Origin of the sequence: Microbacterium sediminis (assembly GCF_004564075.1) — a bacterium.
Lineage (GTDB): Bacteria > Actinomycetota > Actinomycetes > Actinomycetales > Microbacteriaceae > Microbacterium > Microbacterium sediminis.
In genome coordinates, this window is record NZ_CP038256.1 from 1,405,054 (window position 1) to 1,423,952 (window position 18,899).

At 72.9% G+C, this 18,899-nt stretch carries 17 protein-coding genes; 12 read left to right on the top strand and 5 right to left on the bottom strand.

Annotation, left to right across the window (positions count from 1 at the left end; translation table 11 throughout):
- Positions 1-18: 18 nt before the first annotated feature.
- The 5 genes from E3O41_RS06650 (at position 19) to E3O41_RS06670 (ending at position 7,511) form a co-directional block, all read left to right on the top strand.
- Positions 19-1,686, top strand: a complete 1,668-nt coding sequence (locus tag E3O41_RS06650) for a DUF885 domain-containing protein (protein WP_067023249.1) — start codon at positions 19-21, stop codon at positions 1,684-1,686.
- Entirely contained in the window at positions 1,676-3,016 is a 1,341-nt protein-coding gene (locus E3O41_RS06655) for an MFS transporter (RefSeq protein WP_067023252.1), read from the top strand. Before E3O41_RS06650 ends, E3O41_RS06655 begins: the two co-directional genes overlap by 11 nt.
- A 10-nt stretch (positions 3,017-3,026) precedes the next feature.
- Positions 3,027-3,782: an SGNH/GDSL hydrolase family protein gene (locus tag E3O41_RS06660; protein ID WP_173849884.1), complete on the top strand. Its 756-nt coding sequence runs from the start codon at positions 3,027-3,029 to the stop codon at positions 3,780-3,782.
- Between the two features lie 75 nt (positions 3,783-3,857).
- Positions 3,858-6,431 (top strand): helix-turn-helix transcriptional regulator, encoded by a 2,574-nt coding sequence (locus E3O41_RS06665; protein ID WP_067023255.1) that lies wholly within the window; start codon positions 3,858-3,860, stop codon positions 6,429-6,431.
- Between the two features lie 27 nt (positions 6,432-6,458).
- Positions 6,459-7,511: an LLM class flavin-dependent oxidoreductase gene (locus tag E3O41_RS06670; RefSeq protein WP_067023258.1), complete on the top strand. Its 1,053-nt coding sequence runs from the start codon at positions 6,459-6,461 to the stop codon at positions 7,509-7,511.
- A gap of 6 nt (positions 7,512-7,517) precedes the next feature.
- Here the strand turns inward: E3O41_RS06670 and E3O41_RS06675 are convergent, their stop codons facing one another.
- On the bottom strand, positions 7,518-7,784 hold the full coding sequence (locus E3O41_RS06675) for a helix-turn-helix domain-containing protein (RefSeq protein ID WP_067024229.1): 267 nt from the start codon (positions 7,782-7,784) through the stop codon (positions 7,518-7,520).
- Between the two features lie 65 nt (positions 7,785-7,849).
- Between E3O41_RS06675 and map the strand changes: the two genes are divergently transcribed.
- Positions 7,850-8,626 (top strand): type I methionyl aminopeptidase, encoded by a 777-nt coding sequence (map, locus tag E3O41_RS06680; protein ID WP_067023261.1) that lies wholly within the window; start codon positions 7,850-7,852, stop codon positions 8,624-8,626.
- 7 nt (positions 8,627-8,633) lie between these two features.
- Here the strand turns inward: map and E3O41_RS06685 are convergent, their stop codons facing one another.
- Positions 8,634-10,157: a deoxyguanosinetriphosphate triphosphohydrolase family protein gene (locus tag E3O41_RS06685; RefSeq protein WP_067023264.1), complete on the bottom strand. Its 1,524-nt coding sequence runs from the start codon at positions 10,155-10,157 to the stop codon at positions 8,634-8,636.
- Positions 10,158-10,208: 51 nt separating this feature from the next.
- Complete coding sequence (locus tag E3O41_RS14330) at positions 10,209-11,027, bottom strand: DUF4440 domain-containing protein (protein ID WP_067023266.1); 819 nt, start codon at positions 11,025-11,027, stop codon at positions 10,209-10,211.
- Positions 11,028-11,141: 114 nt separating this feature from the next.
- Between E3O41_RS14330 and E3O41_RS06700 the strand changes: the two genes are divergently transcribed.
- Positions 11,142-11,555, top strand: a complete 414-nt coding sequence (locus E3O41_RS06700) for an iron chaperone (RefSeq protein ID WP_067023269.1) — start codon at positions 11,142-11,144, stop codon at positions 11,553-11,555.
- Between the two features lie 43 nt (positions 11,556-11,598).
- Positions 11,599-12,342 carry a formylglycine-generating enzyme family protein gene (locus E3O41_RS06705; protein WP_135012182.1) on the top strand — a complete coding sequence of 248 codons (744 nt, stop codon included), beginning with the start codon at positions 11,599-11,601 and terminating at the stop codon, positions 12,340-12,342.
- Positions 12,343-12,350: 8 nt separating this feature from the next.
- Here the strand turns inward: E3O41_RS06705 and E3O41_RS06710 are convergent, their stop codons facing one another.
- Complete coding sequence (locus tag E3O41_RS06710; RefSeq protein ID WP_067023274.1) at positions 12,351-13,085, bottom strand: hypothetical protein; 735 nt, start codon at positions 13,083-13,085, stop codon at positions 12,351-12,353.
- Positions 13,086-13,384: 299 nt separating this feature from the next.
- Between E3O41_RS06710 and E3O41_RS14495 the strand changes: the two genes are divergently transcribed.
- The 4 genes from E3O41_RS14495 (at position 13,385) to E3O41_RS06730 (ending at position 16,081) form a co-directional block, all read left to right on the top strand.
- A complete protein-coding gene (locus tag E3O41_RS14495; protein WP_067024232.1) occupies positions 13,385-13,993 on the top strand; it encodes a LysM peptidoglycan-binding domain-containing protein in 609 nt (202 codons plus the stop codon).
- Positions 13,994-14,073: 80 nt separating this feature from the next.
- Positions 14,074-15,153, top strand: coding sequence for a DNA polymerase IV (locus tag E3O41_RS06720; RefSeq protein WP_067023277.1), 1,080 nt, complete (start codon positions 14,074-14,076; stop codon positions 15,151-15,153).
- A 57-nt stretch (positions 15,154-15,210) separates the two neighbouring features.
- Positions 15,211-15,630, top strand: coding sequence for a pyridoxamine 5'-phosphate oxidase family protein (locus tag E3O41_RS06725; protein WP_067023280.1), 420 nt, complete (start codon positions 15,211-15,213; stop codon positions 15,628-15,630).
- A gap of 61 nt (positions 15,631-15,691) precedes the next feature.
- Positions 15,692-16,081, top strand: a complete 390-nt coding sequence (locus E3O41_RS06730) for an ester cyclase (RefSeq protein WP_067023282.1) — start codon at positions 15,692-15,694, stop codon at positions 16,079-16,081.
- A 430-nt stretch (positions 16,082-16,511) separates the two neighbouring features.
- On the opposite strand, the gene E3O41_RS06735 is transcribed toward E3O41_RS06730, so the two are convergent.
- A complete protein-coding gene (locus E3O41_RS06735; protein ID WP_205631736.1) occupies positions 16,512-18,869 on the bottom strand; it encodes an ATP-binding cassette domain-containing protein in 2,358 nt (785 codons plus the stop codon).
- Positions 18,870-18,899: the final 30 nt, after the last annotated feature.

Sequence of the window (18,899 nt, forward strand, 5' to 3'; positions counted from 1 at the left end):
CGCGACCGAAGGAAGAGCATGACCGAACGCACGCCGACCCCGATCGACCGCATCGCCGACGCCTGGGTCGACACCCTCGCCGTCCGCAAGCCCGAGCTGGCCACCTACATCGGCCGGCCCGAGGGGCAGGACCGGTTCGCCGACTACAGCCCGGAGGGCCTCGAGGCCGATGCCGTCGCGGCTCGGGAGACGCTCGCGCAGCTGCGCGCGGCGACCCCCGTCGACGACGTCGACCGCGTCACGCAGCAGGACCTCGGCGACGACCTGGCGCTCGACCTCGAGCTGCACGAGGCGGGATGGCCGCTGCGCGACCTCAACGTGATCGCCAGCCCGTCGCAGGAGATCCGCAACGTCTTCGACCTCATGCCGACCGACGGCGTCGAGGACTGGGCCACGATCGCGCGCCGCATGGCCGCGGTGCCCGACGCGCTGGCCGGCTACATCGAGACGCTCCGCGCCGGCATCGCGGCGGGCGTCGTGCCGGCCGTGCGCCAGGTGCGCGAGGTGGTCGGGCAGATCGACCGCTACATCGCCGACGACGGCTTCTTCGCCACGCTGGCGGCGCAGGCCGCGCCGGGCGAGGGCGAGCTCCCCGCGAGCCTGCGCGCCGACCTCGACGGCGGCCAGCGCGCCGCGCGCGAGGCGTATTCGGGGCTGCAGGCGTTCCTGCGCGACGAGCTCGCGCCGGCGGCGGGCGAGGGCGACGGCGTCGGCCGCGAGCTCTACGCCCTGCACTCGCGCCGCTTCCTCGGCGCCGTCATCGACCTCGACGAGACGTACGAGTGGGGCGTCGAGGAGCTCGCGCGCATGGTCGCCGAGCAGGAGCGGATCGCCGATCAGATCGTTCCGGGTGCCACGGTGGAGGAGGCGATCGCCTTCCTCGAGAAGGACGACAGCCGCAAGCTGCACGGCACCGATGCGCTGCGCGAGTGGATGCAGCGCACGAGCGACGCCGCCGTGGCCGAGCTGGGCCGCACGCACTTCGACATCCCGGAGCCCGTGCGCCGCCTGGAGTGCATGATCGCGCCCACCCAGGAGGGCGGGATCTACTACACGGGGCCCACCGACGACTTCTCGCGCCCCGGCCGCATGTGGTGGTCGGTACCCGAGGGCGTCACGGAGTTCGACACGTGGCGCGAGCTGACGACCGTGTACCACGAGGGCGTCCCGGGCCATCACCTGCAGATCGGCCAGGCCACGTACAACCGCGCCGAGCTCAACTCGTGGCGGCGGCTGCTCGCCGGCAGCTCCGGCCACGCCGAGGGGTGGGCGCTCTACGCCGAGCGCCTCATGGAGCAGCTCGGCTACCTCGACGACCCGGCCGACCGGCTCGGCATGCTCGACGGCCAGCGCATGCGCGCCGCGCGCGTCGTGCTCGACATCGGCGTGCACCTGGGCAAGCAGCGCCCCGACGGCGCGGGCGCGTGGGACGCGGACTTCGCGCTGGACTTCATGCGCCGCAACGTCAACATGGACGACGGCTTCGTGCGCTTCGAGGTCAACCGCTACCTCGGCTGGCCGGGACAGGCGCCGTCGTACAAGGTCGGCCAGCGCATCTGGGAGCAGGTGCGCGACGCCTACCAGGCCGCCCAGGGCGCGGAGTTCTCCATGAAGGAGTTCCACAAGCGCGCCCTCGATCTCGGCGGGGTCGGCCTCGACACCCTCCGCACCGCCCTTGTCGGCTGAGACCGCCGCGCCCTCCGCGCGGCTCGACGCGCTGCCGTTCACGCGGCGGCACCTGAGGGTGCTCACCGGATCGGGCATCGGCTGGGCGCTGGACGCCATGGACGTCGGGCTGATCTCGTTCATCATCGCGGCCCTCGCCGTGGAGTGGGATCTCAGCACCGCGCAGACGGGCTGGATCACGTCGATCGGCTTCCTCGGCATGGCGATCGGCGCCAGCGTCGGCGGCCTGCTGGCCGATCGCCTCGGGCGGCGCCAGGTGTTCGCGCTCACCCTGCTGGTGTACGGCATCGCGACCGGTGCGAGCGCGCTGGTCGGGGGAGTGGGCGCGCTGCTCGTGTTCCGCTTCCTCGTGGGGCTCGGCCTCGGCTCGGAGCTGCCCGTCGCCTCCACCTACGTCAGCGAGCTCGCGCCGACCCGCATCCGCGGCCGGATGGTCGTGGTGCTCGAGGCGTTCTGGGCGGTCGGCTGGACGGCATCGGCCCTCATCGGCTACCTCGTGGTGCCGCTCGAGAACGGGTGGCGCTGGGCGTTCGCGCTCGGGGCGATCCCCGCCGTCTACGCCCTCGTCGTGCGGTGGGGCCTGCCCGAGTCGCCGCGCTTCCTCGAGGCCCGCGGCCGGCGGGAGGAGTCGGAGCGCGTCGTGCGCGCGTTCGAGTCATCGCCCGCGCTCTTCGGATCGCGCCCCGCGGCCACCGAGGCGCGGCCGGAGGCGGGCCCGCGGGCGGCGGCTCGGTCCGGGCTGGCGGCCCTGTGGGCGGCACCGCTGCGCGCCCGCACGGCCTCCCTGTGGGCCGTGTGGTTCTGCGTGAACTTCTCCTACTACGGCGCCTTCATCTGGATCCCGTCGATCCTGTTCCTCCAGGGCTTCGACATCGTCAAGTCGTTCGGCTTCACGCTGATCATCACCCTCGCCCAGCTCCCGGGCTACGCCGTCGCCGCGTGGCTCATCGAGGTGTGGGGCCGGCGCGCCACGCTGGCGACGTTCCTCGTGGGCTCGGCCGCCTCCGCGGTGTGCTTCGGGCTGGCGTCGGCCGAGTGGCAGATCATCGCCGCGGGCATGGCGCTGTCGTTCTTCAACCTCGGTGCCTGGGGCGCGCTGTACGCCGTGACGCCCGAGATCTATCCCACGGCGATCCGCGGCACCGGAGCCGGTGCGGCCGCCGGTGCGGGGCGCATCGCCTCGATCATCGCGCCGCTGTTCGTCGGGTGGTCGCTCGTGCAGACCTCGACGGCCGTGCTCTTCGCCGTCTTCGCCGTCTTCTTCGTCGTGGCGGCGCTGGCCGTGATCCCGCTGACCGAGCGCACCGGCCAGTCCCTCGCCGACGCCTAGGCTGAACACCATGGCGGTGCGGTATGTGGCGATCGGCGACTCGTTCACCGAGGGCGTCGGCGACGAGCTCGAGGACGGGCGGCCCCGCGGCTGGGCCGATCTCGTCGCGCAGGGCTGGGCGAACGGCACCGGGCAGGCCATCGAGTACGCCAACCTCGCCATCCGCGGCAAGCTCGCCTGGCCGGTCGTCGAGAGCCAGCTCGAGGCGGCGCTGGCGCTGCGGCCCACGCACCTGTCGTTCAACGGCGGCGGCAACGACATGCTCCGCCCCAGGGCCGACATGGAGCGCATCGCCGACGCGTTCAGCCGCGTGCTGCAGCGCTGCGACGAGGAGGGCGTGACCCTCACCCTGCTCTCCGGCGCGAACCCCTCGGCCGGGCTGCCGATGGCCTCGCTCATCCAGCGCCGCGGCGACGCGCTGTCGGCCGCCGTGCTGGCCCGCATCGAGGATCGCCCCGACGTCGTCCGGGCGCTGAACTGGCCCGATCGCGTGCTCGCGACTCCGCCGTTCTGGTCGCCCGATCGCCTGCACATGAACGCCCGCGGCCATCACCGCGTCGCCGCGCGCGTGCTGGAGGCGCTGGGCGTGCCGGTCGACGCGTCGTGGTGGGACCTGCCCGCGGCGCCCGCCCCGCACCTGCCCCGCGGCGCCTACTATCGCGCCCACGTGCTGCCGTGGCTGAAGCGGCGGATCACCCGGACCTCGTCGGGGGACGGGCGCGCGGCGAAGTTCGCGGACTGGGTCACCATCGCACCCTCCGCCTGATCGCCCGCGGGACGGCACGCCGCCCTAAGTGTGCCGGCTCTAGGCGGCTGAGTACCGCTGACGTAGGCTCTCCGCGTGAGCCTCAACACCACCGTGCACGACGACCTCGTGGACCTGGCCCTCGGCTATCTGCGCGACGGCACGAGCGTGAGCCTGCGGGGCGTCCCGGGCGCGGGGCGCACCACGCTCCTCGGGCGGATCGCCGCCCAGCTGAACGCCGCCGGGTGGAAGACCCTCGAGCTGCACGGCAATCCGGCCCTGCGCGACCGCCCGCTCGAGGCGCTCGCGATCGCCGGCCTCGTGCCCGCCAACTCGCCGCAGACCCGCAGCGCCGTCGCGGCCGCCGTCGACGCGCTGCTGAAGTCGATCGAGCCGCGCCGCACCGTCGTCATCGTCGACGACTCGGACGACCTCGATGCCGCCTCGATCGGCGCCATCTCGAGCGCCATCACGCGCACGCACACGCCGCTGGTCTCCTCGGCGTCGACCACGCGGCGCGCCCCCGACCTCTCGCTCCCGGCCCTCGTGCGCCCCGGCGTGCGCCTGAACCTCTCGGCGCTCGTCTACGACGAGTCCGCCCAGCTGATCGAGATCGTGTGCCGCGGCCCCGTCGATCGCGCCACCGTCGCGCTCATCCACGGACGCGCGGGCGGCCTGCCGGGCCTCGTGCAGGCGATCGCCGACAACGCGCGACGCCACGGGCTGCTGCGGCAGCGCGGGGGAGTGTGGACGGCGGGACCGGACCTGTGGACCCCGCAGCTGGCCCGCACGGTCGAGCCGTTCCTGCAGGGGCTGAGCCCGGAGGCGCTCGACGGGCTCATCAAGCTCTCGCTCGTGGGCGCCGTCGACATCTCGGTGGCGCACCGCCTCGTCGCCTGGGACGCGCTGGAGGAGCTGGACGAGCGCGGGCTGCTCACCTTCGTCTCGGCCGCCGGCACGGTCTCGGTGGGCGTGTACCCGCCGCTCGTGGCGGACTTCGTGCGCCGCGAGCGCATCGGCGCGCGTCGCCTGCGCCTGGTCGGCGAGATCGCCGAGGCGCTCGGGCAGCAGCAGGACGGCTCGCCCTGGACGATCTCCGCGGATCAACGCGGCATCGGGATCGCCGATCTCGGCCCGGTCTCCGGCGACGACGAGAGCCGGCGGCTGGCGGACGCCGTGCTGAACCGCGTGATGGCGGAGCGGCAGTCGTCGCAGGTGCTCGTGCGCCGCGCCGAGTGGGAGCAGCACCGCGACGCGCGCACCGCCGTCGCCTACGCGCGGGCGCTGTCGTACCGCGGCGCCGACCTCGCCGAGCTCGATCGGATCCTCGACCCGGCCACGCCGGGCGACGTGCGTGACCGGGCGACGTTGGCCGCGTGGCGCGCCTTCGTCGCCGCGTTCGGCGCGCACGACCTCGACGACGCGCTGGCGCAACTGGATCGCGACGACCTCGCGCCGTGGGACGGCCTGCTCGCCGCGGTGGGTCGTCACGTCCGGCTGTTCCTGGATCGCGTGCCCGACGACACGAGCGATCCGCTCCCGGACGATCCGTTCCTCGCCGACGCGCACCGGCTGACCCGCGGGGAGACGCTGCTGGCGCTGGGCCGCCCCCGCGAGGCACTGTCCGATCTCGACGCGGTCGGCCGCGAGGGCATCCTCGCCCCCAGCGCGCGCGTGGGCCGGGGCCTCGCGCTCGTGCTCGCCGGCGACCTCGATGCCGCCGAGGCGCACGCGTCGCGGGCGTACCAGGAGGGACTGTCGAACTTCGACCCCGGGCTCCTCGTGCCCCACGGCTACGCGCTCGCGCTCGTGCACCTGTTCCGCGGCGACGACCACGCCCTGCGCGAGCACCTGGGGCCGCTGCTGTCGGCGGGCGTGACCGCGCTGACCGACACGCCGTACGAGATCGGCACGCTCGTGCTCGCCGCGCGGACGGCCGCGCGGGCCGGGCGCACCGCGGCCGCCCGCTCGCTGGCCGAGCAGGCGCAGGCCACGGGGCTGCCGATCGGACCGTACCCGGTCATGGTGGCGGCGCAGGCGACGGCGCACGCGCGCCTGATGGAGGGCGAGCCGGCGCCGCGTGTCGCCGACGAGCTGTGGAGCCACTTCGAGCAGCTGCTCGAGAAGCGCTACATCGCGGCCGCCGTGGTTGCCGGCATGCGCGCGATCGAGATCCACCCCGACGCGGCGCGCGCCGACGCGGTCGCGACCGCGGCGGAGGGGGCCGACAGCCGGCTGCTCACGCTCATCGGCCGCTACGTGCTCGCGCTCGTCTCGACCGACGGCTCCCTGCAGGCGGCCACGGGCGAGGAGCTGCTCAAGGCGGGCCTCAGCGGCTACGGCCTCGCGTTGCTGGCCGCCGGTGCCCACACCCTCGCCGGCACCGACCCCGATCGCGCCGCGGAGGTGCTGCGGCAGGCCCGGCGCCTCGCGGGCAAGCTCGGCGGCGAGTACCCGCGCGTCGTCGACCCGGTGCCGCCACGCTCCGCGCTCACCGCGCGCGAGCGCGAGGTCGCCGAGCTCGCCGCGCAGGGGATGTCGAACCAGGAGGCGGCCTCGACGCTCATGCTCAGCGTCCGCACGGTCGAGAACCACCTGCACCGCGCGTTCCAGAAGCTCGACGTGACCTCGCGCTCCGAGCTCGGCGAGGCGCTGCGCAACCAGGGCTGACCGCCGTCCGGGAATGCGGGGAGATCCATGACGTTGAATGAAACCGTGAGCACCCGCAAGAGCATCGGCTTCCTCTCCTTCGGGCACTGGACGCCGCACCCGGAGTCCGGCACCCGCAGCGCCTCGGACGTGCTGCATCAGTCGATCGACCTCGCGCAGGCGGCCGAGGAGGTCGGGGCGGACGGCGCGTACTTCCGCGTCCACCACTTCGCGCGCCAGCTGGCCTCGCCGTTCCCGCTGCTCGCCGCGGTCGGCGCGCGCACGAAGCGCATCGAGATCGGCACCGGCGTGATCGACATGCGCTACGAGAACCCGATGTACTTCGTCGAGGACGCCGGCGCCGCCGATCTCATCTCCGACGGCCGGCTGCAGCTCGGCGTCTCGCGCGGCTCACCCGAGCAGGTGATCGACGGCTGGAAGTACTTCGGCTACCAGGCCGCCGACGACGATCCGGACGGCGCCGAGGCCGCCCGCCAGAAGACGCTGCTCGTGCTGCAGCTGCTCGAGGGGCAGGGCTTCGCGCAGCCGAACCCGGGACCGATGTTCCCGAACCCGCCGGGGCTGCTGCGCCTCGAGCCGCACTCCGAGGGCCTGCGCCAGCGCATCTGGTGGGGCGCCGGCTCGGACGCCACGGCCGTGTGGGCGGCGGAGCACGGCATGAACATGATGACCTCCACGCTCAAGTGGGACGAGTCCGGCGAGCCGCTGCACGTGCAGCAGGCCACGCAGATCCGCAAGTTCCGCGAGGAGTGGGCCAAGCACGACTGGGGCTTCGAGCCGCGCGTGTCGGTGTCGCGATCGATCTTCGCGCTCACCAACGACATGGACCGCCGCTACTTCCTCGGCTCGGGGGAGCGCAGCGACAGCTTCGGCTACATCGACGAGTCCACGCGCGCGGTGTTCGGCAGGTCGTACGCGGCCGAACCCGACGAGCTGATCGCCCAGCTGCGTCAGGACGAGGCGATCGCCGAGGCCGATTCGCTGCTGCTCACCGTGCCGAATCAGCTCGGCGTGGAGTACAACACCCACGTGATCGAGGCGATCCTCACGCACGTCGCGCCCGCCCTCGGCTGGCGCTGACGGCCGCTACGAGGCGCGAGCGCGCGACGCGGCGGCGCTGATCTCGATCCAGATCTCGTCGAGCGACAGCCCGAGGGCGTCCGCGATGGCCGCGATCGTGGGGAACGACGGTGTCGCGACGCGGCCGGACTCGATCTTGCGGAGCGTCTCGGGGGACACCTCCGCGGCGGCGGCGACGTCCAGGATCGTCCGCGCCCCGCGGGCACGGCGCAGGATCGCGCCGAGGCGCTCGCCTCGCGCGATCTCCTCGGGGGTGAGGGGCAGGCGAACCATCATGCGCTCAGCCTACCGGTATTGTTTGACCGGTATTGTTATTGGATGACCGAGACGAGTCCCGCATGATCGAGATCCTGAACGCCGACCAGCTCCGGCGGGCGCGGAGGAGTGGCGCTCTTGTCGGCGACATTCTCCAGGAGCTGCGGGAGCGTGCCGCGGTCGGCGTGAGCCTGCTGGAGATCGACGGGTGGGCGCAGGAGTTGATCCGCGCGGCAGGAGCGGAATCCTGCTACGTGGACTATGCGCCGTCTTTCGGGCGGGGCCCCTTCGGGCACTACATCTGCACGGCCGTGAACGACGCGGTGCTGCACGGTATGCCGCGCGACCAGGTACTCGCCGACGGCGACCTGCTCACGCTTGATCTGGCTGTGTCGCTCGATGGGATCGCCGCGGACGCCGCGATCAGCTTCATCGTTGGCACCGCTCGGCGTCCCGAGGATCGCGCGCTCATCGACGCCACCGAACGCGCCCTGGACGCCGCCGTCGCGGCGGCGCGTCTCGGCGCCCGCACGGGCGATATCTCGCACGCGATCGGCACGGTGCTGCGCAACGCCGGCTACCCGATCAACACGGACTTCGGCGGACACGGGATCGGCACGACCATGCACGGTGATCCGCACGTGGCCAACGACGGTCGCCCCGGCCGCGGCTACCGGCTGCGGCCCGGGCTGATGCTCGCCCTCGAGCCGTGGGCGATGATCGGCACCGACGAGCTCGTCGTCGATGCGGACGGCTGGACTCTGCGCAGCGCCACCGGGAGCCGGTCCGCGCACAGTGAGCACACCGTCGCCATCACACCCGAGGGGCCCGAGGTCCTCACGCGGCCCTCGCGTCCCTGAGGGCGGCTCAGAGCCCCTGGCCGGCCTCCCAGAGCCGCTCGGTCTGGCCGGCGAGGAGGGCGTCGAGCGAGCTCGCCTGGGCGTCGGTGAGCGAGGCGACGTAGTCGATGATCCCGCGGCCCACTGCCAGGCGACGCAGCCGCGTGGCGTCGTCGGTGTCGAGCAGCTCGGGCTCCTCCACGCGCAGCCGCATGTAGTCGTCGGTCGCGAGGTCCACGATGTCGACGAGCCGGCGCGGCCCACGACGCGCGTCGTAGGGATCGTCCAGCCACGCCGCGAAGCCGTCGACGAGCCGCTCCAGCACCGCCGCGCGCCCCCGCTGGTACACCGCGAGGTCGGGCCGATGCAGGATGAAGCGCTGGTGCAGGAACTTCAGCACCGCCACCTCGTGCCAGGCGGTGCGATCGAGGCTCACGTGCCCCGAGCGGACGTCGGGGGAGCGGTGCAGCCGCACGCGGGACTGCAGGTGCGCGATCCAGCCGCTCGTGAAGCGCGCCAGGCCGCGCTCGGCGGCGAGCGAGCCGTCGAACGGCTGCAGCAGCAGGCCGTCGACGACCTCGGCGGAGACCTTCGCGACCGCCTCGTCGAACGCGTCGGTGTCGGCGATCCACGGATCCTTCTGCGCCAGGCGGCGCCACAGCAGCTCGAGCGACCGCCCGGGTGCGCGCTCGCCCGCCATGAGCTCGGGGAGGTCGAGGTCGCGCAGGTGATGCAGCTCCGACCGCCAGGTGCGGAACTCCGCCGAGATGATCGCCTGGTCGAGCAGGCCGGCGCGGTAGAAGTCGTCGAGGTCGTGCAGGGAGTAGGCGATGTCGTCGGCGATGTCCATCACCGAGCACTCGAGCGTCTGCTGACCAGGCTCGATCCGCGGGTAGGCCGACAGCGCGGCCCGCTGGTCGGCGATGTCGAGCGCGTAGTACGAGAACTTGCCCCCGCCGCCGCGCCGCGCGCCGCCCTGGCCGCGCAGCCAGGGGTACTTCAGCACGGCCGCCCGCACGGCGGCGGTGAGGTTCAGGCCGACGCCCGGCTCGTCGTGCTCGTCGAGGCGGGTGATGATGCGGTAGGTCTGCGCGTTGCCCTCGAACCCCTCGGCCAGGCCGAATCGCTCGCGCGCGAGCCGGTCGAGCGTCTGCTCGCCCAGGTGACCGAACGGCGGGTGCCCGAGATCGTGCGCGGCGGCCGCGGCCTGGACGACGACGGGGTGGCAGCCGCCCAGCTCGGCGACGAGCCGGCCGTCCTCGCCGTCCCGGCTGCTCAGGTGCGTGGCGATCGCCCGCGCGACGGCGGCGACCTTGATCGAGTGGGTGAGCCGGTTGTGCACCGCGAGCCCGGCACCGGTCTGCGAGATCACCTGCGTGACGGCCGACAGGCGCGAGTAGTACGGGGAGAACCGGATCCGCTCCACGTCGACGCGGTATTCCGGGTGCCGCTCGACGGCCTGCAGCTCGTCGATCGGCTCGGCGATCCGGCGCGCCACGCGCGCGTCGCGTGCGGGGTCGAAAGCGGGGTCGGTGCCAGCGGTGGTCGCCATCGGATCAGTCTCGCAGAGCGGCCACCGCTCGGTCGAGCGGCGCCGCGGTGCTCAGACCTCGTGCGGGACGGGCGTGGCCTGGTGGTGCGCCAGACGCCACCGGTCGCCGTCGCGCCGCCACAGCGACGAGCGCCGCGCGCGGTGCGGGCCCCGCACCGAGGTCCACGTCACGAGGACCACGTCGGCCGTGAGCGCGCGGCCCTCCAGGTCGTGCACCTCGATGGGCTCGGCATCGTCGGCCTCCTCCGCGACGAGGTCGACGAGCTCGTCGCGGTGCCAGGTGCGGCCTGACGCGCCGATCTCCGTCGCGTCGGGCGCGAGGAGCGCGCCGAGCCGCTCGGGGTCGCGTCGCACGGCCGGGTCCTGCAGTTCGCGCTCCCTCGTCAGCACCTGCGGGACGGGGTCGGGCTCCGCCGCGTCGCCCGCGGTGCCGAAGCCCGCTCGCGTGCGGCGCGTGGCGAGCGACTCGAGCTCCTGGAAGAGGGTGATCTGCAGGTCGCCGGGGGCGCGGAGCCGGGCGTTCAGCGAGCGCCACGGCGTCTCGCGCGGCCGCGCCTCCAACCCGGCGCCGGCCTCGACGAGCCGCTCGGTCGTGGCGGCGGCGTCGTCGACCTCGAAGGCCACCCGCAGCGGATCGCTGCGGCCGCCCTCGGTCTCGACGCCGTCGATCATGCGCACCTGGGCGCGGTTCGCGAGCTCGAGCGTCGCCGCGCCCGCCTCGAGGATCGCCACGCGCGCGTCGCCCTCGCCGGAGTATGCCGCCCGCTCGGGGAGGCCGAGGGTGTCGCGGAAGAACCGGAGTGCCGCATCGAGATCGTCGACCGCGACGACGAGACGCATCTCGTGGACGGCGGAAGGAGAATCGGTCATGGGAATCACGCTAGGGCGTCCGGAGCGTGCGGGCGCGAGACCATCAGGAATCGAGAAGCGGGCGGCCCGCGCCCTGCGTAGCGTGATCCTCATCCGATACGAGAGGAGCCGACGATGGCAACGAGCGAGGGACTGACCGCCGAGGAGCGCGAGGCGATCAAGGAGACCGCGAAGGAGCGGCGCCGCCCCAAGAAGAACGACGCCGAGGCGCTCGCCCAGGCGATCGCGGACATGCCGGAGGGCGATCGCGCCATCGCCGAGCGCGTACGGGCGCTCGTCACGGAGCACGCTCCCGAGCTGGCCGCCAGCACCTGGTACGGCATGCCGGCGTGGAAGAACGCCAAGGGCAAGGTCGTGGTGTTCTTCCAGGCGGCGGCGAAGTTCAAGGCGCGCTACGCGACGATCGGCTTCGACGAGGCCGCGGCCATCGACGAGGGCACGATGTGGCCGGTCAGCTTCGCCGTCACGGAGCTCACGGCGGCCGACGAGGATCTCCTCGCGGCGCTCATCCGCAAGGCCGTGTCCTGAGCGCTCCCGCGTGAGCGGCGCCGCGCCGGGCTAGGGTTTCGGGGTGGAGATCGAACTCGCCGCGATCGCGGCCGGCACGGTCACGCTGCACGACGCCCGGCGCAAGGCCCATCGGACGGTGACGCTCGAGCCGTTCGAGATCGGCGTCTACGCCGTCACGGAGGAGCAGCTGGGCGAGATGCTCGGCATCGCCGCGGAGCATCCGCGCCGCCCCGCGGTCGAGGTGTCGTGGCAGCGGGCGGTCGCCTTCTGCAACGCCGCGAGCGAGTGGGATGGACTCGACCCCGCCTACACGTTCGACGGCGAGGACGTCACGTGGCACGTCGACTCCGACGGCTACCGGCTGCCGACGGAGGCCGAGTGGGAGCTCGCGTGCCGCGCGGGATCCGCGGGTCCCCACTACGGGCCGCTGCCGGAGGTCGCGTGGACCGAGCTCGACGGCGTGTCGCATCCGCAGAACGTGGGCGGGAAGCTGCCGAACCTCAACGGCACGTTCGACATGCTCGGCAACGTGTGGGAGTGGTGCTGGGACCTGCTCGATCCCGCCCGGTACGCCGACTATCGCGTCTTCCGCGGCGGGGGATACGCCGACGCGGAGTGGAGCGTGCGCGCCTCGACCCGGCGCGGCGGACCCCCGCGCTCGCATCACGACGACGTCGGGTTCCGGGTCGCCCGGGGCGGCTTCGACGCGGTCGCGTCGGCCCAGGGCTGGTCGGCGCGCGCCGATGAGGAGCGTGCGCTCTGGGACGGGCCGGTGCCGCTCGGCTGGACGCCGTTGGGGCGCTGAGCGACGCCTCAGCCCGCGGCGACGAGGCGGAGCACCGGGCGCCCGTCGATCGGGTCGACGCCCGTCTCGAGCGTGTGGGGAACGCCTGAGACCTCCAGGGTGTCGCCCTCGCGCGGCGGGCGCTCGGCCTCGAGCGCGGTCGCGACGGCCGCGCGCAGGGCCGAGAACGCCTCGGCCGGGGTCCACGGGACCCCCTGCAGCACCACGTCGGTGCCGCCGAGCGCCCACATCCCGCGTGTGAACGCGATCGACGTGCCGTCGCCCTGGCCCGCCGCGTTGGTGCGGAACCACGTCAGGGCCGGCCGCTGCATCGCCTCGCCCACGTACATCACGTCGGTCGTGAGCGCCTCCTGGTGCGGCAGCAGCACCGCGGTCACGTCGTCGCGGGAGGCCAGTCGCGCGGTCGCCGCCATGAGCGCCCGCTGCACGGCGAACGGCTCGGCGGGAGCGGCGAGGATGCGCAGGTGGGCGCGATGGCGGGCGACCGCGGGCTCCAGCGTGCCCCGGAGCGGGCTCGTCGCCAGCGCGAAGCCCAGCAGGTCGCTCTGCAGCGGCGCGGCGACGACCGACAGATCGAGGTCGACGCCGTTGACGCCCATCTTCATCCGGGGGAGAGGGACGTCCTCCGGCAGCGTCGCCTCGCCGGTGAGCTCGTTGATGAACGGAACGATCCCGGAGTGCTCGGTGTCGAGGAGGAGGATCGCGTGTGCCGGTGCGTACGGGTTCTCGCTCTGCGCGGTCATGCAGGCCACGCTACGGGGCCGGCGCCGGCATCGCACGCGTGCGCCGACGGCGCCGAGCGCGCGGTGCCGAGTTCCTGGCAAGTCGCTGGACGGGCTCGTTATCGAATCGTGATCATGCGTATCGTAGGCGGACCCCTGTGCGAGGGCCGCCGTCGCGTCCGCCCCCAGAGCCCTCGCCCCATGACCTCGAGTCGTTCCGGTCGGGCGGAGCCGCGCATGCGGCAGACGGGGCCGTGGAGGTATGTGTGTACCCGAAGAAGAACCCGAATCGCTCGTCCGCATCGCGCGCCGCTCGCCTCGTGACCGGGGGACTGGCCGTCGCGGGCGCCGCGGTCGCCGGCGCCGTGTTCATGCCGACCGCGGCCAACGCGGCCGACGATGCGACGCGGGACGCCCTCGCCCAGTGCGAGTCCGGTGGCAACTGGGCGATCAACACCGGCAACGGCTACTACGGCGGCCTGCAGTTCTCGATGTCGACGTGGCAGGCCAACGGCGGCGTCGGCAACCCGGCCGACGCGTCGCGCGAGGAGCAGATCCGCGTCGCGGAGAACGTGCTCGCGACCCAGGGCTGGGGCGCGTGGCCGTCGTGCTCGGCGCAGATCGGCGCCTCCGGTGCCGCCGAGCCGAGCCAGGCCGCGCCGGCGCCCGCACCGGCACAGGCCGCTCCCGCGGAGGCCGCCCCGGCGGCTCCGGCCGAGCAGTCGGCCCCCGAGCCCACCTACACGCTGCCGGACGTGGAGCCGTCGGACGAGACCTACACGGTCGAGTCGGGCGACACGCTGTTCGACATCGCCGAGGAGCACCAGCTCGACAGCGGCTGGCTCGGCATCCTCGCCGTCAACCAGGACACGATCGACGACCCCGACGTCATCGTCGTGGGCCAGGAGCTCGTCCTGCCCGCGTCCTGACCGATCCCCGTGGGCGCGATGCCCCCGTCGCGCCCACGGGACCCCTGGATCCCGAGCGGGGGAGAGGCCACACTCGTGGCATGGCCGCCGCAGCGTGGGTCCTGCACGTCGACATGGACCAGTTCATCGCCGCCGTCGAGGTGCGCCGCCGTCCCGAGCTGGCCGGCCTGCCCGTCATCGTCGGCGGTCGGGGCGATCCGACCGAGCGCGCGGTCGTCTCCACCGCCTCGTACGAGGCACGCGCGTTCGGGATCGGCTCCGGGATGCCGATGAAGATCGCCGCGCGGAAGGCGCCGCCGGACGCGGTGTTCCTCCCCGTCGACCGCGACGCCTACGACGCCGCGTCGCACGAGGTGATGACCGCGCTGCGGGAGGTGCCCGGCGCCGTCGTGGAGGTGCTCGGCTGGGACGAGTGCTTCCTCGGCATCCGCGCCGACGACCCGGAGGCGATCGCCCGCGACGCCCAGCGCCGGGTGTGGGACGCGACCGCCCTGCACTGCACGGTCGGGATCGGCGACAACAAGGTGCGCGCCAAGATCGCCACCGAGTTCGGCAAGCCGCGCGGCGTGTTCCGCCTGACCGAGGCGAACTGGTTCGAGGTGATGGGGGACCGGCCCACGCGGGCGCTGTGGGGCGTCGGCTCGCGCGTGGAGAAGCGGCTCGCGGCGCTCGGCATCCACACCGTGACCGAGCTCGCGCACGCCGACCCGGGGGAGCTCGTGCGGGAGTTCGGGCCGAAGATGGGCGTTTGGTATCACGAGCTGGGGCAGGGGGTCGGGCCCGCGGTGGTCGACGACTCGCCCTGGATCGCCCGCGGCTGTGGCCGCGAGACGACGTATCAGCGCAATCTCGCCACGCGCGACGAGGTCCGCGCGGCCGTCCGGGTGCTCGCCGAGCAGGCCGCCGCGGACTGCGCCGCCGAGGGGCGGCCCGTCGTGCGGGTGCACGTCAAGGTCCGGTACGCGCCGTTCGAGACCCGCACGTTCGGCCGGAAGCTTCCCGAGCCGACGACGCGACGCGAGGACGTGGTCGCCGCGGTGCTCGCACTGAGCGACGCCCTGGAGGACCGCGAGGTGCGCCTGCTCGGCGTGCGCGCCGAGATGGTCATGCCGAACGAGGGCGACCCGGTGGACCGCACGCCGGTCCGCGGTCGGATCTGACGGCACGGGTTGCTCTGGCCCACCGCGGATGTCGGTGGCCGTCGGCATGCTCGGAGCATGGCACTTCCCCTGAACGAGCGCCAGGCGTTCTTGGCGGAGCCCCACATCGGCGCCGTGGCCGTGGCCGCGGGCGACCGTGCACCCGTTGTCGTGCCCGTCTGGTACCTGTACGAGCCCGGCGGCGACATCCGGATCATCACCCCGCGAGACTCGCGCAAGGCGCAGCTGATCGAGCAGGCCGGCAGATTCAGCCTGCTCGCGCAGCGCGCCGAGCCGAACCCGCGGTACGTCAGCGTAGAGGGGCCCGTCGTCGCGTTCGCCACGGCGTCCCGCGAGATGGAGGCCGAGCTCGTGCGCCGCTACCTGCCGGAGGAGGCCGCGTCCGCGTATCTCGAGGCGTCCGCGTCGTTCGGCCCGCAGGTGGCGATCGATATGCGGCCGGAGCATTGGCTCTCGGCGGACATGCCCGTGTTCTGAGCGCTCGGGGAGTCGTGAGCGAGCGCACGCTGCGCCGGCGGCAGGTCGCGATAATGGGCGAGTGGAGCCGTGGCAGGTGCGTGAGTGGTTCGAGGACTACCTCGACGCGCTGAACCGGCACGATCTGGATCGCATCCGGGAGTTCCTCGATCCCGCCGTGCGGCGTGCGCACCTGCCCGGGGGAGCGGACGCGTGGATCGCCGATCTCGCCGAGCTCTTCCACGCGTTCCCCGACTGGCGGTGGAAGCGGATCCAGCTCGTGGTCGAGGACGACCGGCTCGCCGTGCATCTGCGGGGGAGCGGCACCCACCAGGCGGCATTCCAGGGCGTCGCACCCACCCGCCGGCACGTGAACGTCGCCGAGTTCGCAATGTATCGGATCGCCACAGGCCGCATCGCGGAGTTCACGGGCACCGACCGACTCGCGATCCTCGCGCAGATCGGCGCGTAGGCGGCAGAGGAACGGCTCCATGACGGACCACTCGCTGCAGGGCGCGTTCTCCACGGTGGAGCGGCGGCTCCAGGGCGCCGTGGTCCGCGGGGAGATCGCCGCCTTCATGGCCGCGTTTCCCATGTGCTGACATAATGTGCATTATCGGCTCGAGCACGTTGGGCAGGCCGAGAGGATAGGGCCCGTTCCGGAGCTCGTACCGTCGTGCGCGCTCGGGCGGACGCGCGGCGCAGGACGCAAGGAGATTCGCGCACGGGCGGACCAATCCGCAGTGAAACGTCCTGCGCAGCGCTGATCGCCGCCATGGTGCGCGCATCGTCCGACGTTGTGCACCCGGTCCACCCGGCCGAGGCGCAACGGCCTACCCGCCCGAGACCCACGCGCCCGAGACCCACCCAATCCACGCGACCACCACAGCCGCATGGAGCGCTCAGGACGCGACGTAGTCCGCCAGGTGCTGGCCCGTGAGCGTCGAGCGCGCGGCGACGAGCTCTGCGGGCGTTCCCTCGAACACCACGCGTCCGCCGTCGTGCCCGGCGCCGGGACCCATGTCGATGATCCAGTCGGCGTGCGCCATGACGGCCTGGTGATGCTCGATGACGATCACCGACGTGCCGGAGTCGACGAGACGGTCGAGCATGTCGAGCATCTTCGAGACGTCGGCCAGGTGCAGTCCGGTCGTCGGCTCGTCGAGCACGTACACGTCGGCACCGTCGCCCATCTGCACGGCGAGCTTGAGCCGCTGCCGCTCCCCGCCCGACAGCGTCGAGAGCGCCTGACCCAAGCTGACATAACTCAGCCCCACGTCGTCGAGCCGCTGCAGGATCTTCGCGGCCGCGGGAATCCTGGCCTCACCCGTCGAGAAGAACGCGAGCGCCTCGGAGACGGGCAGATCCAGCACATCCGCGATGTTCTTGCCACCCAGGGTGTACTCGAGCACCGATGCCAGAAAGCGACGGCCGCCGCAGTCCTCGCACGGCGTGGTGACGCCCTGCATGAAGCCGAACTCGGTCGTGATGGAGCCGTTGCCCTTGCACGTCGGGCAGGCGCCCTCGCTGTTAGAGCTGAACAGCGCCGGCTTGACGCCGTTGGCCTTGGCGAACGCCTTGCGGATCGGCTCGAGCAGCCCCGTGTACGTGGCCGGGTTGCTGCGGCTCGATCCCTTGATCGCGCTCTGATCCACGAACACCACGCCCGGGCGCCCGGCCAGCTGCTCGTTCACGAGGGAGCTCTTGCCGCTGCCGGCCACGCCGGTGAGCGCCACGAGGACGCCGAGGGGCACGTCGACCGAGACGTTCTGCAGGTTGTTCGCCGTCGCCCCGCGGATCTCGAGGGCGCCCGTGGGCGTGCGAACGGCCGGCTTGAGCATCGCGCGATCGTCGAGGTGGCGCCCGGTGACCGTGCCGCTGCGGCGCAACTCGTCGACGGTGCCGGTGAAGCAGATCTCGCCACCCGCGCGGCCGGCGCCGGGGCCGACGTCGACGACGTGATCGGCGATCTCGATCGTCTCGGGCTTGTGCTCGACCACGAGCACGGTGTTGCCCTTGTCGCGCAGCTGCCGCAGCAGCGCGTTCATCCGCTGGATGTCGTGCGGGTGCAGACCCGCCGTCGGCTCGTCGAAGACGTACGTGACGTCGGTCAGCGGCGAGCCGAGGTGCTTGATCATCTTCAGCCGCTGCGCCTCTCCCCCGCTCAGCGTGCCCGACGCCCGGTCGAGCGACAGGTAGCCGAGGCCGATGTCGACGAACGACTGCAGCAGGTCGCCCAGTGCGCCCAGCAGCGGCGCGGCGCCCGGCTCGTCGAGCCCGCGCACCCACGCGAGGAGGTCGGACACCTGCATGGCGCAGGCATCCGCGATCGAGAGGCCGGCGATCTTCGACGACCGCGCCGGGGCGGCCAGGCGCGTTCCCTCGCACTCCGGGCACGGCCCGAAGGCCACGGCCTCGTCGACCCACGCGCGGATGTGCGGTTGCATCGCCTCGCGGTCCTTCAACAGCACCGACTGCCGGATCCGCGGCACGAGGCCGAGGTAGGTGAGGTTGATCCCGTTGATCTGGACCTTCGTCTCGTCCTTGTGGAGGAAATCGTGCAGCTGCTCCGCCGTGAACTCCCCCACCGGCCGATCGCCCGGGAAGAACCCGGCCTCGCTGTACTGACGCACCATCCATCCGCCCGGCTTGTAGCCGGGCACGAGGATCGCGCCCTCCTCGAGCGACAGCGACGGGTCGTAGATCTTCGTGAGATCGAGCTCGGACACGCGCCCCGTCCCCTCGCAGCCCGGACACATGCCGCCGAGCATCGTGAAGTCGGCGCGCTCGCGCGCCGCGCCGCCGGTGCGCTCGACAAGGATCGACCCGGTCGCCTTCACCGACGGCGTGTTGAACGAGTAGGCGTTGGGCGGGCCGATCTGCGGATCGCCCAGCCGGCTGAAGAGAATGCGCAGCAGCGCGTTGGCGTCGCTCGCCGTGCCGACGGTCGAGCGGATGTTGGCACCGAGGCGCTCCTGGTCGACGACGATCGCGGTGGTCAGGCCGTCGAGCGAGTCGACCTCCGGGCGCGCCAGCTGCGGCATGAAGCCCTGCACGAACGCGCTGTACGTCTCGTTGATCATGCGCTGCGACTCGGCCGCGATCGTCTCGAACGCGATCGAGCTCTTCCCCGAGCCCGACACGCCCGTGAACACGGTGAGGCGGCGCTTGGGGAGGTCGAGGTCGACGCCCTTGAGGTTGTTCTCGCGGGCGCCGCGCACGCGGATCACGTCGTGCGCGTCGGCGGGGTGCGGGCTCATGGAGCCCACGCTAGCGGGGGCCGTCGACAT